19 protein-coding genes and 4 pseudogenes are annotated in these 17,488 nt (G+C 41.6%); 18 read left to right on the top strand and 5 right to left on the bottom strand.

Annotation, left to right across the window (positions count from 1 at the left end; genetic code table 11):
* Nucleotides 1-217: 217 nt before the first annotated feature.
* A pseudogene (locus O9139_RS25915) lies at nucleotides 218-752 on the top strand (transposase); the annotation flags it as partial.
* A 208-nt stretch (nucleotides 753-960) separates the two neighbouring features.
* Nucleotides 961-1,239, top strand: coding sequence for a hypothetical protein (locus O9139_RS25910; RefSeq protein WP_270884652.1), 279 nt, complete (start codon nucleotides 961-963; stop codon nucleotides 1,237-1,239).
* 149 nt (nucleotides 1,240-1,388) lie between these two features.
* Here O9139_RS25910 and O9139_RS25905 read toward each other — a convergent pair whose 3' ends face one another.
* From O9139_RS25905 to O9139_RS25895, 4 genes are all read right to left on the bottom strand, one after another.
* Nucleotides 1,389-1,745, bottom strand: coding sequence for a SpoIIAA family protein (locus O9139_RS25905; RefSeq protein WP_270884651.1), 357 nt, complete (start codon nucleotides 1,743-1,745; stop codon nucleotides 1,389-1,391).
* A gap of 312 nt (nucleotides 1,746-2,057) precedes the next feature.
* Entirely contained in the window at nucleotides 2,058-2,420 is a 363-nt protein-coding gene (locus O9139_RS33445; protein WP_377524537.1) for a tyrosine-type recombinase/integrase, read from the bottom strand.
* The gene (locus O9139_RS25900) at nucleotides 2,338-2,820 is read right to left on the bottom strand and encodes a tyrosine-type recombinase/integrase (protein WP_270884650.1); all 483 of its coding nucleotides are present in this window, start codon (nucleotides 2,818-2,820) and stop codon (nucleotides 2,338-2,340) included. Before O9139_RS25900 ends, O9139_RS33445 begins: the two co-directional genes overlap by 83 nt.
* 476 nt (nucleotides 2,821-3,296) lie before the next feature.
* Nucleotides 3,297-3,656 (bottom strand): DoxX family protein, encoded by a 360-nt coding sequence (locus tag O9139_RS25895; protein ID WP_270884649.1) that lies wholly within the window; start codon nucleotides 3,654-3,656, stop codon nucleotides 3,297-3,299.
* A 164-nt stretch (nucleotides 3,657-3,820) separates the two neighbouring features.
* On the opposite strand from O9139_RS25895, the gene O9139_RS25890 reads away from it, so the two are divergent.
* Together O9139_RS25890 and O9139_RS25885 are read left to right on the top strand one after the other, a co-directional pair.
* Entirely contained in the window at nucleotides 3,821-4,408 is a 588-nt protein-coding gene (locus O9139_RS25890) for a TetR/AcrR family transcriptional regulator (protein WP_270884648.1), read from the top strand.
* Between the two features lie 467 nt (nucleotides 4,409-4,875).
* Nucleotides 4,876-5,181: a hypothetical protein gene (locus tag O9139_RS25885; protein WP_270884647.1), complete on the top strand. Its 306-nt coding sequence runs from the start codon at nucleotides 4,876-4,878 to the stop codon at nucleotides 5,179-5,181.
* Nucleotides 5,182-5,757: 576 nt separating this feature from the next.
* Here O9139_RS25885 and O9139_RS25880 read toward each other — a convergent pair.
* Nucleotides 5,758-6,396 (bottom strand): DUF1796 family putative cysteine peptidase, encoded by a 639-nt coding sequence (locus tag O9139_RS25880; protein WP_270884646.1) that lies wholly within the window; start codon nucleotides 6,394-6,396, stop codon nucleotides 5,758-5,760.
* A gap of 289 nt (nucleotides 6,397-6,685) precedes the next feature.
* On the opposite strand from O9139_RS25880, the gene O9139_RS33440 reads away from it, so the two are divergent.
* From O9139_RS33440 to O9139_RS25815, 14 genes and pseudogenes are all read left to right on the top strand, one after another.
* Nucleotides 6,686-6,802 (top strand): GrpB family protein, encoded by a 117-nt coding sequence (locus tag O9139_RS33440; RefSeq protein ID WP_377524524.1) that lies wholly within the window; start codon nucleotides 6,686-6,688, stop codon nucleotides 6,800-6,802.
* Between the two features lie 1,181 nt (nucleotides 6,803-7,983).
* A complete protein-coding gene (locus O9139_RS25870; protein ID WP_270884645.1) occupies nucleotides 7,984-8,697 on the top strand; it encodes an ABC transporter ATP-binding protein in 714 nt (237 codons plus the stop codon).
* 14 nt (nucleotides 8,698-8,711) lie between these two features.
* Nucleotides 8,712-9,932, top strand: a complete 1,221-nt coding sequence (locus O9139_RS25865) for an ABC transporter permease (protein WP_270884644.1) — start codon at nucleotides 8,712-8,714, stop codon at nucleotides 9,930-9,932.
* Between the two features lie 132 nt (nucleotides 9,933-10,064).
* The gene (locus tag O9139_RS25860) at nucleotides 10,065-10,421 is read left to right on the top strand and encodes a nucleotide excision repair endonuclease (protein WP_270884643.1); all 357 of its coding nucleotides are present in this window, start codon (nucleotides 10,065-10,067) and stop codon (nucleotides 10,419-10,421) included.
* A 61-nt stretch (nucleotides 10,422-10,482) separates the two neighbouring features.
* A pseudogene (locus O9139_RS33210) lies at nucleotides 10,483-10,569 on the top strand (HEAT repeat domain-containing protein); the annotation flags it as partial.
* Between the two features lie 56 nt (nucleotides 10,570-10,625).
* Nucleotides 10,626-10,913: a hypothetical protein gene (locus O9139_RS25855; protein WP_270884668.1), complete on the top strand. Its 288-nt coding sequence runs from the start codon at nucleotides 10,626-10,628 to the stop codon at nucleotides 10,911-10,913.
* 34 nt (nucleotides 10,914-10,947) lie between these two features.
* Nucleotides 10,948-11,394 (top strand): annotated as a pseudogene (locus tag O9139_RS25850) (helicase-related protein); the annotation flags it as partial.
* Between the two features lie 206 nt (nucleotides 11,395-11,600).
* A complete protein-coding gene (locus tag O9139_RS25845) occupies nucleotides 11,601-11,801 on the top strand; it encodes a cold-shock protein (protein ID WP_120751769.1) in 201 nt (66 codons plus the stop codon).
* A gap of 105 nt (nucleotides 11,802-11,906) precedes the next feature.
* Nucleotides 11,907-12,134 (top strand): DNA-binding protein, encoded by a 228-nt coding sequence (locus tag O9139_RS25840; RefSeq protein WP_270884642.1) that lies wholly within the window; start codon nucleotides 11,907-11,909, stop codon nucleotides 12,132-12,134.
* A 232-nt stretch (nucleotides 12,135-12,366) separates the two neighbouring features.
* On the top strand, nucleotides 12,367-12,678 hold the full coding sequence (locus O9139_RS25835; RefSeq protein WP_270884641.1) for an aldo/keto reductase: 312 nt from the start codon (nucleotides 12,367-12,369) through the stop codon (nucleotides 12,676-12,678).
* Nucleotides 12,679-12,722: 44 nt separating this feature from the next.
* Nucleotides 12,723-13,178, top strand: a pseudogene (locus tag O9139_RS25830) (DUF4091 domain-containing protein); the annotation flags it as partial.
* 1,851 nt (nucleotides 13,179-15,029) lie between these two features.
* Nucleotides 15,030-15,386: a hypothetical protein gene (locus O9139_RS25825; RefSeq protein ID WP_270884639.1), complete on the top strand. Its 357-nt coding sequence runs from the start codon at nucleotides 15,030-15,032 to the stop codon at nucleotides 15,384-15,386.
* 770 nt (nucleotides 15,387-16,156) lie between these two features.
* On the top strand, nucleotides 16,157-16,744 hold the full coding sequence (locus O9139_RS25820) for a sigma-70 family RNA polymerase sigma factor (protein ID WP_270881629.1): 588 nt from the start codon (nucleotides 16,157-16,159) through the stop codon (nucleotides 16,742-16,744).
* On the top strand, nucleotides 16,737-17,488 hold a 752-nt coding region (locus tag O9139_RS25815), incomplete at its 3' end, for a hypothetical protein (RefSeq protein WP_270884638.1). The genes O9139_RS25820 and O9139_RS25815, both read left to right, overlap by 8 nt.

Below are 17,488 nucleotides of genomic sequence, written 5' to 3'. Positions count from 1 at the left end.
AACTTTCCCGCAAGCCGACCATGGATCGAAACTGGATGAAATCAAGCGCAAGCTGAATCCCCGTTGATGCAGTGACGGGTGATTTACTCTCTATTATTCGGACTAGTTTCTCTAAACTAAAAAGGTAGGATGCAGCACACGGATGGTAACAGCCAACCTGTCCGTTGAAAATATAGCTACTCAATCAAAGCTTGGCATCGCTCAGTTACCGAAGATTATTGAACCGTTGAATCTGCTTAAAGAAACGGTTGAAGATGACACAGAGCAACTGTGCATCTCGCAAGATCAAGATGCGCGTGTCGGTCATAAGAGTGCAGATTCCTCGTTTTTTGGCTACAAGACACACCTTGCCATGACCGAGGAACGAATCATTACGGCGGCAATTGTGACAACAGGGGAGAAGAGCGACGGCAAATAATTGCAAGCGCTCATCGAGAAAAGCAAAGCTACGGGTATGAATGTAAAAACCGTAATTGGAGATGCAGCCTATTCGGAGAAAGACAATCTAGCGTATAGCAGGAAACACAATATGGAGCTTATCGCAAAGCTTAACCCCCTCATCACCCAAGGTGTATGCAAAAATGAAAATGAGTTTGAATTCAATAAAGACGCGGGCATGTACGTATGCAAAGCAAGGCCATATGGCGATTCGGAAGGCACGACAAGGAAATAAGGGATCCGGGAAAAACCAAATTAACACATACTATTTCGATGTTGAGCTATGCAAGCGGTGTACTTTCAAAGAAGGATGTGCGACACGCATCCAGAAAAACTGGATCAGGTGTCGCATTTTTTCCGCCTACCAAGTGGCCTCACAGGGAAAACATTAGTTTTTCAGTGGCCTCCTCCCTACCCCGTCTATTTTTATTTTTCGGGATCAACACGCCTATACAGATTAAAACACAAATACATACAGTGTTATGAAATTGAAATTAGATTACTTGAACAGGAGGGAGAAACATGAGCGAAGTTTGTGGCGGTTACGGCGGTGGTAGAGCTGCTGCATTTGTACTCGTTTTATACATTCTGTTGGTAATTATTCTTGCGATTGGAGACACTTTATTTACTATAAAGGTAAACAACTACTGGAACTCTGCAGACATGGTTAAGAAATATGGTGTATGGAATGGACAGCTATGGATTGCCTTATCTTGTGACCAGTTCGAGATTGAGCTAAAGAGAAAAGCAAAAGCTAAAAGAGATACAACTCAACCAACGCAAGAAAAACGTGTTATTTAATCCTTCATTGCCCGTATTGTTCGATGCAGATTACAAATAGATTGTTTTGAAAATAAATCATCGTATAGAAAGAAGGAGATAGAAGAAAAAACTATCCATTTATGGATAGCCTGAGTTCAATTACCGTATCTATTTTCTTATAACCTGCACTATTGTTCTAACCATGTCCATGCGTCATTTTGATGAGTAGGATCAAAGTGTTTGACATCAGCTTTAATGAAATGTTTTTGGATATCAACAACATGTTCCAACCACTTGCGATCACTTACATACGCAATTCGATCACAATATTGATAGAACTTTTTAATAAAATCAAGTTTAGCTAAAAATACGTCCATCGAAAAACCCGTATAATCGCCTAAAATAAGCAACACTTTAATTTTTCCATGACGATCAACCAAATCTTGAAGTGCGCCTTCAATTTCTTGATAATCTTTCCTTGTTACCTTTTCGCTAATCTCAACTGCTACAACATCGTCGCTGCGGCTTTCAATCAACTTCATCATGGAGGATACATTCCCCTTTCCTTATCTTACCTTTTATTATAGTGTGTATGAATGGAAAAAAATATGAAAATAATCACAATATGAAAGTTCTAACGCGGCTGCATGTCAGTTAAAAACTATAGATATGAAAACTAGAAGTGGATGCTAGTTTCAATTTTCTACTCCTAAAATTAACCCGGTATCCTTTATGGAGCGGGTTATAAATTATTTGTCGAGCAGCCGCGCCGGCGGCGGGGTCGGCCCGAGAAGCTGCAGCTCGCCCTTCTGGTTTCTTCCGCAACGGCCGTCGTTCTCTAAAAGCCAACAAGTTACTTATTTATCAACACGATCAATTGCTTCATCCATCTCACTTTGACCTATATGCGTATAAATTACAGTAGTTTTAGGGTCAGAATGACCAAGTAGCTTTTGCAGCTGCAGGTGATCCTTTTCTTCTCGATAGAAGCGGGTAGCGAAGGTATGCCGTAGTTTATGTACAGTAAGTGGTTTTCCATAAAAAGAAGCATACCTCATAATCATCTTCTGTACAGTATTCTTAGAAATTGGGCGACCACCTTTAGTGAGAAAAAAGACATTCTCATTACTTGCTGGCTTATATCTTGATGCTCGAACCTCGGAATAATTCTCGAAGGTCCAACTTCGCTCTCTCTGAGAACGGGAGCGATAGTTCTTTATTTCCCTTACGCTTAATAAGAATACGTCGTTTTTCCCAATCTATAGCATCGATCGTCAAAGAGATAAACTCACTAACACGCAAACCTGAACTTAAAATAAGACTTACTATCGCAAGATCACGTTCTCTGTTATCTTCATACCAGCTTAATTGCTTGTTCAATAAATTGGGGACTTTTGCAAAACCACTAGCAACAAAATTGCGGAAATCCTCAATTTGCTCCGCGGTACTCAATATCTTATGCTCAATAATTGCCGCTCTTGTTTCAATGTCCTGGCTAACTTGATTCAAGTCGATTTTAGCCATAACATTCCTTTGTAACAGAGGGCGTCGTTCATTGTCCTCAGCCTTGTTTTGTAAATAATTAAATAATGATTTTAATGAAGAAAGCTTACGATTCACTGTGATCTCATTGTTGCCTTTCTTAACTTTTCCATTTTTCTCTGCTTTTGCACGCTTTAAAAACTTTGGGAAGTTAGAGGCATTATCAATACTTAATTGCTCAAGATCAGAGGGGGGGCATCTTTTATGGTAGTCGCCGCTGTAAGATGTTCACTGATTAACCACTTTAAGAATATTTCATAGTCAGATAGGTAGCCAAGAAGGAAGAGGGGGAAAGAGTACTTTCTTTATAATGTTTGATGAAAATAAAGTATTAGACTGGACTTGTTGATTTAATGCGGTTTCTCTGGTGGAGCATCGTTAGCTTTTGAAAAATAAGTTTTAGACCGATCCATAAAAAGAATCAGCAGCGAACCAAGACTTGAAAAATAAAGTCTTAGACTGCTGCTGGTTTCAATTAAACTAACGTTCACGCTGAATGGTAATACCGCACTCGGACGGCAGCTGGTAGGTGTTATCAGCTAATGCGGAAAAAGTCAGTTCGGGAAATCGCCCAGATCGGAGCCGAGCAGGATGGCGAGTACAATGGCGAGCGCGTCCAGCACCAGCGCAGGCGCTGTCGCGCTGAACTTGTCTCTGGCGCGTACGTGAAAGCCGACGGCGCCGAGCATAATGACGCCGAGCAGGACGGCGCCCCAGGAGGCCCAACTGTCGCGCCAGAAGCCGACGACGAGCCCGGCGGCTCCAGCCAGCTGTAGCAGTCCGGTCATCATGCGGAACCACTGCGGTAGCCCCAGTTTGCCGAAGTTCTCGACCTGAACTTTTATCCCCACAACCTTGGTAAATCCGGCGGAGGCGAACGTCAATGCCAGAAAGATTTGAAGAACCAGAACCATATTCCTATCCCCTCTCCTGTAGCAATTTATACGACACTTGTTGCTTAGATTATGATAATATAACCGTAATGAGCAGACAATCGTCAACTTGCCGCGATTATCGCATAAGCAACAAAAGGGCAGAATTGTCTGAAAAAAAGTGTTTTTACGGGAGGTGAGAGAACATGGAGGAGACCAAGACGGATCCGCGCGTCCTACGCACGCGGCAGTTGATCCTGGAGGCGTTCTATTCGCTGATTCCCAATAAGGATATCAAGGACATCACGATTGGCGACATCACGAAGCGCGCGACGATCAATCGTGCGACCTTCTATGCTCACTACGAGGATAAATACGATCTGATGGAAGATGCGCTCTCGAAGACGTTCAAAGAAAGTCTGATGCAGAAGCTGTCCTGCCTTACCGAGCTGAACCGGGCGACGCTGACGAGTATTATCGTGACGCTGTGCGAGTTTCACACGAACTTCAGCAAGCAGTGCGCGCGCAGCTACGAGGCGATGAGCCCCAATATCGAGAACAAGATGATCAAGCTTTTGAAGGGCGTATTCCAACAGTTGCTAAGTCAAAGAGATCACATGGATGAAACGACGGCGCAGACGATGTCCGCCATACTGAGCTGGATTGCATACGGCACTGCGAGGGATTGGAGTACGGACGGCCGTAAAATAACGCCTGAGCGACTGGCGGAGCAGACTGTAGCGGTGCTCTCCGCGGCAGTTCGGGAGATTGACGGGATCGGGCTGCCGGTATGACGATTTAACGGGCATCCGGGTTTAAACCAAAAAAACCTGTATCAAGGTACGAGCCTTGATACAGGTGCTTGAACATTGGGTTTATGAGTTTTTTCCCTCTAACGTCTAAAGCCAAAACAGCAGCAAACCACAAATCGAGTCTAATACTTTATTTTCTTAGTCTACAACTATATTTTCACGGTCTAATACTTTATTTTTCCAGTCTAATACTTTATTTTATTTGGACATATAATTAATAAACTTAGTGATATACAATGGGAACTCAGGCAGCTTTTCATTTAATTTAATTTAATTTGGAACCTAGGACGAAATCGATTCTAGGGTAAAATCAGTAAACTTTAGTGTGATATCTTCCATTGGTGACTGGTCCTATATAATAGGAGTTTTTTGTCTACTAACATTTCAAACTGAATTTTTAAAAAACGCTTCAACCCTTTTTCCTATTACATGGAAAGGAGATATACTTGATGAACAACATAATTCAACTTACAGAAATTGAACCTAACGATATTGTAAAAATCACGGGTAATCTCAAGGAGCAGGGCCGCTTTGCCAAGGTTTTAAGAGTCCAGAAGCAAGAAAGTGGTGACACTTTATTTACTATAAAGGTAAACAACTACTGGAACTCTGCAGACATGGTTAAGAAATATGGTGTATGGAATGGACAGCTATGGATTGCCTTATCTTGTGACCAGTTCGAGATTGAGCTAAAGAGAAAAGCAAAAGCTAAAAGAGATACAACTCAACAAACGCAAGAAAAACGTGTTATTTAATCCTTCATTGCCCGTATTGTTCGATGCAGATTACAAATAGATTGTATTGAAAATGAATCATCGTATAGAAAGAAATAGATAGAAGAAGGCATCCCTAAGTGAGGATGCCGGATTTTCCATTTTTAATTACGTAAAATTCTAATATAATGCACGTAAATTGGAATCTGCTTTCGGATTTTGTTTATTAAATCCTCATAAACACAATCATAATCATCACAGGTCATATTAGTAGGGAGCAAGCGTAGGGAAATGAATCTACCTCTTCGATTGTTTATCCATTTCTTTAATAATTAATTCTATATCAGAGTATGCTCTTTCAGGCATTTCATCCCAAAAGTTTTGTGCGGCACGGAGATATTCGTAAAAATCCGGCTCATCTACCTTTAACGTATATCCATCTAACAATACAGCTCCGTGTAATACTAAGGTATCCATATGCTCATAGATCTGTTCTTCTTCTATGTGGGGATTAAAAAACTGTGGCCTGATTTTTCTTAGTATGTGAACTATTTTAAGAATACTATTAGACGGAGGAGCGCTTGAACACTCCGAAAAGGGTACGTTGCAGGGTTAAACTCAACGAAGGGACGAAGCTTTCAATTTGAAGCCGCTCATACACTTACCCCAAGCTTGGTTAAATCCTCTCCAGTCTTCTCCTTTCGGTAGGAGCACCGAGCTAATTCCTGCTAGCCCCCAATCCTCGTAAATCACGTCTTTGCTATCTTCCTGGTGGTTATTCACGATCAGAAGGTGGAACTTTCCATGCATCAGCCTTTTTAATGCTGCCTGTAGCTCCTGCGCTTCCCTTCTTTTAGAATTGGTTCTAATAAAAAGAATTGGTTGACCTTGAATAGTTCTCAAAAATCGATCTACGCGTCGATTGAGCTTTTGTTTAAACGCGGGATAAGCTTCCCGCCATCGCTCCGGTGTGAGATAAAGAGGAAAGTCATGGAAAGATAAAACGTCATTTGAGTTATCTCTTACAACAAAACATTCATTGGTAGTGCCAATGAGTTCAAGTTGGCTAAGTTCCATAAATCCGTTGAAACGATGATCTAACAAACGAACCACTCCCCCGATCGAATCGGAAACAAACCAATCTAAGGGACCTGCATATTTTCGTAAGCCCAGTCTTTTAAGCTGATATGCTGTTTGACAACTAGAACCCAGACTAATGTTGGCCATATAACCACCTAGGGAATCGCGCCATTTCATAACTTTCACTCCCGTTTCAACAACCGATCTCCTCCACAATGACGAGTAGAATTAAAGTATGCAAATAATAAAATTGCGCTTGGGCAAATATACGGCGTAATCCGAAAGTCTTTGCTGAAAGACAACTTATATGCAAGTTTATCCTCAGCATAAAGGTTGAGTAACCGTGGGGTCGCTCCGCTACCGTTGGCCTTAAGGCCATTCAACGGCTAGCCATCATTGGCTACGTACATGAAGACGACCTAGGAACTACGAGACGAGAGGCTTTTATTCCTCCCGCAGATCTAAATTGCATCACCTATATGTCTGCACCATGGAAAACTCCAATTATATGCTTCATATCCTCTTTCGAGATTATTATTTGAGAAATCACCCAGAAGATACCAAACAATATGGTGTGACTTAAAGTTGGAACTTGCTCAACGATTCGATAATGACCGTTTGGCATACAAGAATGCTAAGGGCGGCTTTGAGAGAGAGATACTACAACGTGCGGGTTGGAAATGATGTGTAGTGCAACCTGTTGTATTACGCTACCTCAGAACGATAATTGAAAAATGAGCCAAAATATAGACTTATGTCCAATCAATGACTATGTACCGAGCGTATAATTATACCGTAGTGACAAATCACCAGAGGGGAAAGATTAAATATGGGTGCAAGTTGTGCAGGTTATGGTGGTACTTCCAGCGCAGCAGCTGTGTTGGTTCTTTATGTTCTTTTGGTTATTATCTTAATGACTTTTGCATGGTAATTCCTTAAACCAACATCACAAAAGAAACAAAAACGGTCTTATCGTAAATAAATGCGAATACAGACCGTTTTTTCTCGTTGTTTAACGAGGGTGACGATTGAGTTGGGTGCTGGCTGGCAATATCAATATATGGTCAAGTGGATGGTTACGCACTAGGTTGAAACCCATTTCGTGAATAATTACCTTCTAGCCAGTTCCAGAGCACCGGTCGGAATTAACGTTATCGTTGCGCTAAAGAAAGAAAACGTCATGGCGTGGGCACCAGTAACGCCGGCGCCAGCACCATTGAAAGATTCTTGTTTAGATTCATTGTTCAATCGATTGAGTTTTCCTTCTTTTCCCTAAATGTTTGGCTGTTTCACGAGCCTTTTCTAATTGGGAGTTAGCATACAATACGGTTGTCGAAGTAGAAGTATGACCAAATTGGTCCATCAATCCTCTTAAATCGCTAAAACTTCCGTTATTTAAAGCGCGGAGAACCTTACCATACTTTAGCGTGATGAGATATAAGAAAAAGAGAAGCACAGTTGCTGTCGGGGCTTCTCTTTTTCTTAATTTTAATTACGTAAAATTTAGTTAGATGAATGATACAAACGCTGATCTCTAATTATATTAATAAAAGAAGCTCCAGCTGCTGCCGGGGCTTCATTAATTTTAATTATGTAAAATCATAATTTGATCAATTGAAAATCAAAAAAGTCTATTAGTTGCTAAATTTGCAGCATGCTGAACTTTTTCTGACATTCATATTCAGTACAATCTATTCAAGATACATTGTTGGAAATGTGTGCATGCGTGATATATGATGAGGGTAGAAGGGAACGTGACCGAGAATGTCAAATGAACGATTAGCTGTATTAGAAGTACACATCGATCAGGCTGGCTATGAAGAAATTCCGGATATTATTAAACAGATTCATTTTGATGTTAAGCAAGGTGAACTGGTGGGTCTGTTAGGTCCAAATGGAGCAGGCAAGAGCACGACAATTAAGAGTATCCTTGGTTTACTAAAGGATTTCAAGGATGAAATCTCTTTTATGGGTGAACGAAAAAGCTATGCGTACATCCCGGAGCATCCGATTTTGTATGATGAGTTGACGTTGTGGGAGCATATGGAGTTTGCAGCTTCCGTCTACGAACTGGACCGAACGGTTTTCCTAGAGCGTGCAGACGATCTCTTGCACCGGTTCCGACTGTTGGATGAAAAGCATCAGCTGCCCGGAAAGTTTTCCAAAGGGATGCAGCAGAAAATTATGCTAATCCTCGGCTTTTTGAATAAACCAGATGTGTATATTGTAGACGAGCCTTTCATTGGATTGGATCCGAAAGCGATTAAAGATTTCATAGGGATGTTGGATGAGGAACGCAAGCGTGGTGCGGGCATTCTGATGAGTACCCATGTGTTAGATACAGCAGAACGGATTTGCAGTTCGTTTGTACTTCTTTCAGATGGCAGATTGGTAGCTAATGGAACTCTGCAGGACATTCAAAAGCAATGCGGCATGCCTGACGCGAGCTTGTTCGACTGCTTCCATTCTTTAATATGAAGGGGGATAATGGGTTGAAGAGTAGCTTTCAGGTTTTCACGCGAAGAGTGCGTTCGGATTGGCATTTCCAGTATCGGGCTTTGCGAATGGCTGTGGATTGGGTCATAGCGATATATTTTGTCATTCCACTGATGATTTTGGCAGGCTATCAATATTACTCCTGGTGGGCGACTCAGCCTTCGTGGTTTAGTTGGATATCGATGTCCATGATTGCAACGGCTTTCTATGTATTTGCTTGGCTAGGAACCATTCGATACTTTGTTGAGGAGGGGGACCAGCTTTTTCTGCGACAGAATCAGAATTGGTTTCGGCATCTCATGCTGCTCGGCTATAGATACTCTCTTGTGTTACAGGGAATCATGACGATAATACTGATGCTCGTATTTCTTCCATTATTAGTTCAAACGCATTCCTATAGCGTGTTACAAGTTATTTGTTTATGGCTGCTTACCTATTTGCTAAAAATAAACGTAGGCGTGCTTCGCCAATTGCTCACACTTCGTTTAAATGGCATTTTGCTGTGGTTGTTGCGGATTGTGGTTTTTGTAGGTCTATTCTTCTCGTATCAAGCGTTAGTTACGGAGGTTAGTAATAACACTTACTATAGTTGGACGGCTATTCTTCTTTTTCTAGTGCTGGTTGTTTTCTTAAGCAAAATACGACTGCAAGAGAAAGGGGCTTTCTTCGCTGATATTGCCAGAGATAGAGATTCTCGGATGCGAATTGTCTCTCTGATGTTAATTCGTGTTGTCGAGCGGAAAAGAAAACCGAAACGGAAGTATCCCCTTTTATTCGGCAAATCGCAGCGCTTGTTCAAGGGGAAGGGGGCTAGCAACGGAATCGCTGAATTATTAACGAAATCCTTTTTTAGAAATGGTACACAGTGGAAGCAAACGATACAGTTCGTCGCTGTGATCAGTGGAGCTATGTTTATTTTGCCGAGTGCCCTTAAAATTACGATCTGGATCCTTGCCGCATGCCTATTGGTATTTTGGAGGAAATCATTCTGTAAAGATGAATTAACAGCTCCGTTTCTAACTCTTTTTCCTATACAGGACATAACTAAACATCAAGCTCTTCAATCTGCAACTCCTATCTTAGTGCTGCCGGCGCTGATCTTAATCAGTCTATGTGTGGGGATCTCTTTTTTTACCTGGTGGGGGCCTGTACTGATGATCGGAGCTGCAATTCCGTTAGCATATGGGACTTCTTCTGTATTTACAAGTTGGTATTGAATCTCATTTTTTGATTACTGAAGTAACTGGCAAGATGCTTCTAAATATCAGCGGGCTTTTGTCTTTAAATTGGATTTAATCAAAATTTTGTGATACTATTTAGACCTATATAGAAAGAGGACGTGAACAAACGTGATCAACATCACCATTCCTACACCGGATGTTACCATTATGAAACAGGATAAACCGGAGTTGAGCAATATCTACGGTTTTACTGATTTCCACTTGATTACCAGAGAAAACGGTGGCATCTTTATGTTTTACAATGACAAAGAAGAGTTGTTGTTTGTCGGTAAAGCAAGGAAGCTACGCCCAAGAATAAAAAAGCATTTTGAGGATTCAGTGTCGCCCATCAAAAACAATAGAAATGAAGTAACCAAGATTGAGGTTTGTATCGTTGAAGACCCGATTGAAAGAGAAATCTACGAAACCTATATCGTTAATAAATACAGGGCTAAATACAATGTAGACAAAGTTTTATTCAACTAATATCATACAATAATTTTTCACTTGTATAGTAAGGTTGGAAGTAAAAGCAGGCCCCAAAAAAGATGTGTATGATACCTACGAAGGTGATAAAGGCGCTGACTTTGATAAGTGGCTTGAAAACGAGTGGGATTCGTTATCGACAAGATAAGCTGGGACCCATAACACAGATCAAGGGGTGGTAGTTTGAAAAAGCATAATAAGCCTATGTCATTTGACGAGCTGTTGAAGGAATTACAAGGCCAGAAAACGATTGAAGAAGATCCGAATCATATTTCTTTAGAAAAGTTGTTTAGTGAATCGTTCATGAGTAAGCACTCCAGCTTTAAGAGTTTTGGAGAGTTTTTAGAGAAAGGCAACTTTCAAGCAAAGACACATGAAGATGTCAATAATATTTCTGGTGAACTTTTTGACCGGCATGTGGTAAGGGAGACAAACTTTACTAATTGGGAATCCATGCTGGCTACAGCGACTATGGAATATGCCGGTAAATAATGAGCAAAGTGCATTCGATCGCATCATCTTAGGCATGTTAATCATAAATGGAGCGGATAAAATCCCGCTTCATGAAGTGGAGAAAATCATAGCAGAAATGCCAGGCAAAAGACAAACTCTTTTATTTTCGATAACGATGCCGCCGGAAATATCCAAAATGGTAAAATCGCTTCTCGTTAATCCGAGTTGAATTACCTTTTACAAGATCAATCCATTGTTTCGGCATTGGTTTTTACCGTACAAAGCATGGCGCTGATCGCGTTGTGCGTGAACTGACTAAAGTGCGAATATCTGCTAAGACCATTTATGGGAACAAATCCAATAACGCTCGACAGAATGCATTGAGCAATTTTAAGAGTGACGTAACGCGAGTGTTGGTAGCGACGGATATCGCAGCAAGAGGGATTGATATTGTGGGACTTTCTCATGTGTTCATCGAATTGGACGAACCGGTAGAGCAGGATTGAGCGGTATCGCTATCTACGTTTTCAAACTTAAATTGATAAATACTATTCCTTGTTTTCCTCTGAATAAGTGTTATAATTACTTTATCATATAACTGAGACCTAAATTCACATATTGCAAAGGGTGTTCATTTGTGCGATGAAACCTTTGCAATGTGTGAATTTTAATTTTTTTGTTAAGAATAAAATTGCATGTTAATTTATGAATTCTGGAGGTTTTTTAATGGCAACTGGCACGGTAAAATGGTTTAACGCAGAAAAGGGCTTTGGTTTCATCGAAGTAGAGGGCGGTAGTGACGTTTTTGTGCACTTCAGTGCGATCGTCAGTGACGGCTTCAAATCGCTGGACGAAGGACAACGCGTTGAATTTAACATAGTGCAAGGGAATCGCGGTCCACAAGCTGAAAACGTTGTGAAGTTGTAAGAGAAATCAAGAACAGCTGCCCTTCATTCAATGAGTTGAGGGCGGCTGTTCTTTTTCTTAACGGGGCTGGATGCACAATAAACTTTATGGGAGGGGTTGAGATCTATGCATGAATTCGAAGATTGGAATCTAAAAGTGAAGAATACCTTTAATGCTACAAGTAACGAGGTTGTTTTAACAGTTACAGAAGCAGGGAGTTTGTTAGGTTTATCTAAAGATCAAATGAAATCTTATGTAGACAAAAGCACGCTAACCAAGGTTCCGATCATGAGAAGTGTTCACAGGTACCTTTTATTGAAAAGTGAAATAGATGAGATATTAAAAAATTCATAACGATGCGGTAGTAACTTCGAACAGATGCTTGTCTCCCCGAACTCCCAAACCGAGAAAAATGCCGACAATAGCCTAACCCCTTCTGTACAATGACGGAGGAGTAGGCTATTTTTGATTAAACAAGGCGGCAGAATGGCTCTACCTGGCGTCAAACAGCAGAAAATACGAACGTCCTAGCCACTCGACCAAGTCGTAGAACGTTGAAGCGCAGGTGGAAGCGGTACTCCTCATAATGAAGGACCAACGAAACGGTCTGGAGCTATCTAGAATCGGTCTTGGCTGCGGTCATATGTCAAATGTCAATGAGGCTGTCAAAAGTGCTTGCATTGCCGCCATTCATGCCGCTTTCGATAGTGGAATAAATCATCTCAACACGGCGGATTTTTACGGTGCAGGCCGAAGCGAGATGGTCATCGCGGATGCGCTGAAGGGATACAAAAGGGATGACTATTTTTTATCGCTAAAGTTTGGAGCATTAAAAAATGACCTCTTTAACCGCAGCGGAGATTATTTGCTCGGTGGAGATAAAATGACATTAAAATAATCCCTATTTAAGAATTAAGGCAATTCCGTTTCGGGGACCGATTATGGTTCTATACATGCTGCTTTCCCGGGGGATTCTATATGAACCGGTTGTTGGATATGCCTCTGATTAGAACGCGTTACCTGCACTGGGGAAACTACAAGTATAATCTGGAAGGCTTTCTTCACTGGGGGTTCAATTACTACATCCGAGATCAGGACCCGTTCGAGCATGCATCCCCTGTATTGACGGATCTAAGCGCATCGAGACTTCCTCCTGGAGATACGCATATCGCATACCCCGGAACGGAAGGCCCCTGGGGAAGCGTACGCTTGGAAGCGATGAGGGCGGGGATTGAAGACTTTGAACTGTTGAAGATGCTTGCTTCTCGAAAAAAAGAGTTAGCAGATGAAATTTTAGGTTCCTGTATGACTTCTTTTCATGAGTGTGTTGAGGACCCTGATTATTTTGAACGCGCTTATCAATGGCTGCTAGAGGCCGTATCAGAGCACGTCCGGTAAAAACTTGAGCAAAAGCCGCTCACTTCATTTCGCCAATTGCGATTGAAGTGAGTGTTTTTTGTTACTGGCGCGCCTAGAAGCCCCCATCTTCTAGCCCGGTGAAAGTCCGAGTGTGGAAGGGGAGGGTCAAGCCCCCGTGTAGGTCGGAGCCATACGCAAGAGTATTACCGCCTTTTGAGTCTATTTTTAATAATAATATTACACGTTGTGAAATACGAGCAAATCGATTGTCTGGACACAAAGCAAATTGATGTGCCAGCAGAAAATAAATCAATTCGTGATTACGTTGATAAATATGTTAGAAAATTAACTATTTAAGCCACAAAAACCAAAAAGCAAAAACCCATCGTCAAAATAATGGCGATGGGTTTTTGTCGGGAATGGGATAAAGTTCTTGTCATTTATGACATCAAGTTCTTGTCATCCGACAAATATAGGAGGAGGGAAATGTCGGGTGACAAGAACGTGGTTACATTAAAAGACGCATGTAATGCGACTTTTTCTTTTTATGTCCTCAAGTTCTTGTCAAAGTCAGATGACAAGAACTTGAGGACATTCCCGATTTTGACAAGAACATTATGACATTCCCGATGGATCGCGATAAGATATGGATGGCTATGTATTCTTAATCACTTTAGTTTCTGTATGATCTAACTGACGGGTGTCCAATGACACAAATGTGCCTACATAAACCAGAGCGAAAAAGCTTGAGGAATCAAGCTTTTATTTTTTTATGTAGGTGAATTTATGTGATAGAAAAATGCACAAATTTCCCTACTTTGTAGTCCTGTGACACAAATCTCCCTACATTCTAGACACCGACTTCTAGACAGGTTAAAGACTCGATCAATTTTCAGCAAGCAGGCTTACCACAACAAGCAGCGGCAGGTGGTTTAGAAATAATCAAAGATCCACATGAAGCCAAGCGTGAATGATCCTGAGTTCGCGGATCAGCGAGAAACGATCAGAGATCAGATGCAGGCCGCTTAATACCGAGTTCGAGATAAATGGAGAAGAATTTCGATGATAATTGTTGGGAATCCTATAGTTTGAACTAACTATAGGGGCGAGATACAATGAACTTTTTGAAATCCAGAATTACTGGATTAAGCATTGGTTTACTTGCTGTGGCACTCATTGAGTCGAACGAAAAAATATCAGGTTCAATCTATTTAACAGGATTGATCGTTGGAATTGCTATGGTGACTCCATTACTAATCAAGATCAAGTTATTCATGGAAAGAGTCCACAATGGATATAAATGATCCTATATGGGAAATTGCATTTATGGTAGGTATAGGGGCTTGCGTCATGATTATTCCAATGATAATTATGTACGTACTGCAAAGAAAAGCCAAGGGCAAAGATCCAGAGTGAGAACAAACGAAAGGAACCTTAAAAGGGTTCTTTTTTATTTCTTTGTTACCTAGAATCTTTATCAATATTTGATGTGACATGCTTGTTCGTATATTGGATAATGTATGTCGAGGTGATGATGAATGACAGAAAACGCTTTATACGTAGATGTCACTGGCAGATCAAAACATGAGATTCAAATGTTATTAGTAGACAGGACAAGAGAAGGATTTGTTTTATATTCACTAAATGGACCAATACCAAAAGTCGAAAATGGCGGTATTCGCTTTTATTTGATTTCCAGGAGATAGCACCTTTAGAGGTGCTTTTTTGTATTAGGATGTAATCGTGAACCAATGGATTTTCATTTAAACATTTTTATTAAGGCTAACGGGCAGGATAGTTCCAATCATTGGTAATAAAAATGATAAAATAGTAACTGATCAACAAATTATTATCGGTAGTCTCAGCACAACAAATATAATGAGGTGATTTATGATTCAGGGGGTAATCATCGAAGGGTTGTCTACAGCAGGAAAAACTTCTGTGTTTGCAGCGATAAAAAAAATACATAGTCAACTATCTAGTGCCCAAAGAACTGTTATTGCAATTAGTGAGCACTATTCGCAAGTTTTGCATTCACACCACGGAGTTTTAAAGTCGATGAGTAGGGATGAGCACATCGATCTCTTAAAACGTCATATTGATTATCTTGAACAACAAAATGACTGGATTAATTCTCTTGGTCAAACGAAATCAACCAAAGGTATTTTTTTCATCTTGGAGAGGTTTCACTTAAATCATCGAGGTGCATTTGATGATTTTTTAGGTATTGAAAAGTTGGAACAATGATTATTAAAATTGAATGCTCACTGTGCACTCTTAACATTATCTCCAGCTGTCGTAGAGTCCAGATTTGTTGAAAGTCGAGGAGAAGCCTGGAAAGAGTACATAATGAAGAATCATCCCAATACAACGGAAGCATGTCTTAAGTTTCAAGCGGAACAAGAAAAGTTGCGATTGTTGGCGAGACTATCATTAATCCCGACCTTGGAGATAAACACTGATGGTGCCGATTGGGAGTCGTACGCACATCAAATCCTAAAAGAAATCGCTAACTAACCGATATGGGATTGAACTAACGAGGAATGGATAGTTCAATCAGTTATGACGGTAGGCGGCACAACGATCGGATGCTGGCTGCCGTTTTCGTTGAAGTAACGGGCAGGATAATTACAATATGGGATAGTACAATACCCTTATGATAGACCTACCCAAGCTGACTGTAACGGCAAAAAGATGCTGAACGATCGCGGGAATCGGACCAGTCGAAGGCAACACCACCTACATGGGCAGCTTTCAGCAACTGGTGAGTGCCCTGAGGGCCGACATAGCCAGCGGTATGTGGATCAAATCTTGAATCCGTGAAAAACGAATTAACGCCGTAATAGTGGATGCGGGTTTCCAGCGATTGCTGGTGCCCGCATTTTTTTTCATGCTCTATAATAGTGACTTGAAGAAAAAAACGACCGCTGCTTGTTAATGGATTTCATTAAGCGGCGTATTAACATACGTAACCGGCTTGCTTGGATGAAATAGAAGCATAGGAAGGAGGAAAGCGAATGGAGAGCGTCCGAGTAAACAAGGACATATTCAGGGAGCGAACGGACAAGCTCCGTGCTGCCGGAGAGGTTCTGTCAACCGAACAATTTTCCCGGATCTATGAACAGTACTTTAACCGCGTGTACAAGTATATTTATTACCGGATTCAGAATCAGTATGAGGCGGAGGATGTTTGCAGCCAAGTGTTTGAACGGGTGATTGTCAATTATGGCAGCTTCTCCGAGGAAAAAGCCGTATTCGAGGTGTGGTTGTTCGCCATAGTACGGAATGCCGTCACCGATTACTTTCGCGCCCGGAAAAAGAGATTTCATTTTTCCTTGGATTCGATTACCGAGTTGATCTGGCCGAAGCCTTCTCCCGAGGAGCTAGCCATCCAGGTTGACGACCATCAGGCGCTGTTTCAAGCGTTTGCCAAGTTGCGCGACAAGGAACGCAACATCATCGCTATGAAGTTTGCCGCCGGTCTCAAAAACTCGGAGATTGCGGCACTCATGGGAGTAAGTGAATCCCAGATCGGTGTCATTGTCTACAGGAGCTTGAAGAAGCTGCATAAATTTTTGGGGACAGGGGGGTTGATGGATGAATAATAAACAAGACCTCAAACCATTTGAGGATGTGATCGATTTGCTTGAAAATACAAAGCTTGATAATCCATTGGCGAAAGAGCGGATTCACAGGCGTCTGGTACATAAGATCGAGACGCAAACCATTTCACAGAAAAATACGATGAGGGACGGGATAACAACGATGAATAGAACATGGAAAACGGCTACTGTGGCTGTACTTGGTGTAGTGCTGATTGGCGGAGTGCTGTCTACAACCTCCTACGCCCAAGGTATGATGCAATCGATCTTGGCGAAGTTTCATGTAGGCAATATGGACATCGTTCAAGTCGATAAGGAGCTTCCGGCGTCTGCCAAAAATGCCTCCGCCCAGAAGGAAGGGTCCGAAACCGATAGAGTGGAGCTGCCGACGCGGCCGACGATGACCGTGGACGAAGCCCGTACCGCCGTGGGAATGAATTTTCCGGCTCCATCCTGGATGGCTGACTTCAAGTATGTCAACACCGTCATTCACGGTAAGACGATGGTAGAGGTGCAATACGCGCAAGGCGAAAAATCCGTGAATTTCTTGATTTCGCAAGGCGGCAAGAACGGAATTGAAACGACTGGCGAAGTGAAAACTGAAATGATCGATGGGACCAAGCTGTATTTTGCAAATGGAATTGTTATCTGGGAGGACAAGGGATTTACGGTGGAGATGTATGCGATGGATGATTTCGATGCGGATACGCTGAAGAAAATCGTCAAGAGCTTCGGCGTTGGCAAGCC

It is taken from the genome of Paenibacillus aestuarii, from assembly GCF_027789125.1.
GTDB classification, from domain to species: domain Bacteria; phylum Bacillota; class Bacilli; order Paenibacillales; family NBRC-103111; genus Paenibacillus_E; species Paenibacillus_E aestuarii.
Note: the sequence above shows the minus strand (reverse complement) of the source record. Positions and strands in the feature narration are given on the sequence as shown.

Coding starts and splice junctions, on each gene's coding strand:
- O9139_RS25840 (WP_270884642.1), top strand. CDS start 11,907: ATGCATGAATTCGAAGATTGGAATCTAAAAGTGAAGAATACCTTTAAT.
- O9139_RS25885 (WP_270884647.1), top strand. CDS start 4,876: ATGAACAACATAATTCAACTTACAGAAATTGAACCTAACGATATTGTA.
- O9139_RS25910 (WP_270884652.1), top strand. CDS start 961: ATGAGCGAAGTTTGTGGCGGTTACGGCGGTGGTAGAGCTGCTGCATTT.
- O9139_RS25880 (WP_270884646.1), bottom strand. CDS start 6,396: ATGAAATGGCGCGATTCCCTAGGTGGTTATATGGCCAACATTAGTCTG.
- O9139_RS25890 (WP_270884648.1), top strand. CDS start 3,821: ATGGAGGAGACCAAGACGGATCCGCGCGTCCTACGCACGCGGCAGTTG.
- O9139_RS25835 (WP_270884641.1), top strand. CDS start 12,367: ATGAAGGACCAACGAAACGGTCTGGAGCTATCTAGAATCGGTCTTGGC.
- O9139_RS25845 (WP_120751769.1), top strand. CDS start 11,601: ATGGCAACTGGCACGGTAAAATGGTTTAACGCAGAAAAGGGCTTTGGT.
- O9139_RS25820 (WP_270881629.1), top strand. CDS start 16,157: ATGGAGAGCGTCCGAGTAAACAAGGACATATTCAGGGAGCGAACGGAC.
- O9139_RS25825 (WP_270884639.1), top strand. CDS start 15,030: ATGATTCAGGGGGTAATCATCGAAGGGTTGTCTACAGCAGGAAAAACT.
- O9139_RS25905 (WP_270884651.1), bottom strand. CDS start 1,745: ATGATGAAGTTGATTGAAAGCCGCAGCGACGATGTTGTAGCAGTTGAG.
- O9139_RS25855 (WP_270884668.1), top strand. CDS start 10,626: ATGTCATTTGACGAGCTGTTGAAGGAATTACAAGGCCAGAAAACGATT.
- O9139_RS25895 (WP_270884649.1), bottom strand. CDS start 3,656: ATGGTTCTGGTTCTTCAAATCTTTCTGGCATTGACGTTCGCCTCCGCC.
- O9139_RS25870 (WP_270884645.1), top strand. CDS start 7,984: ATGTCAAATGAACGATTAGCTGTATTAGAAGTACACATCGATCAGGCT.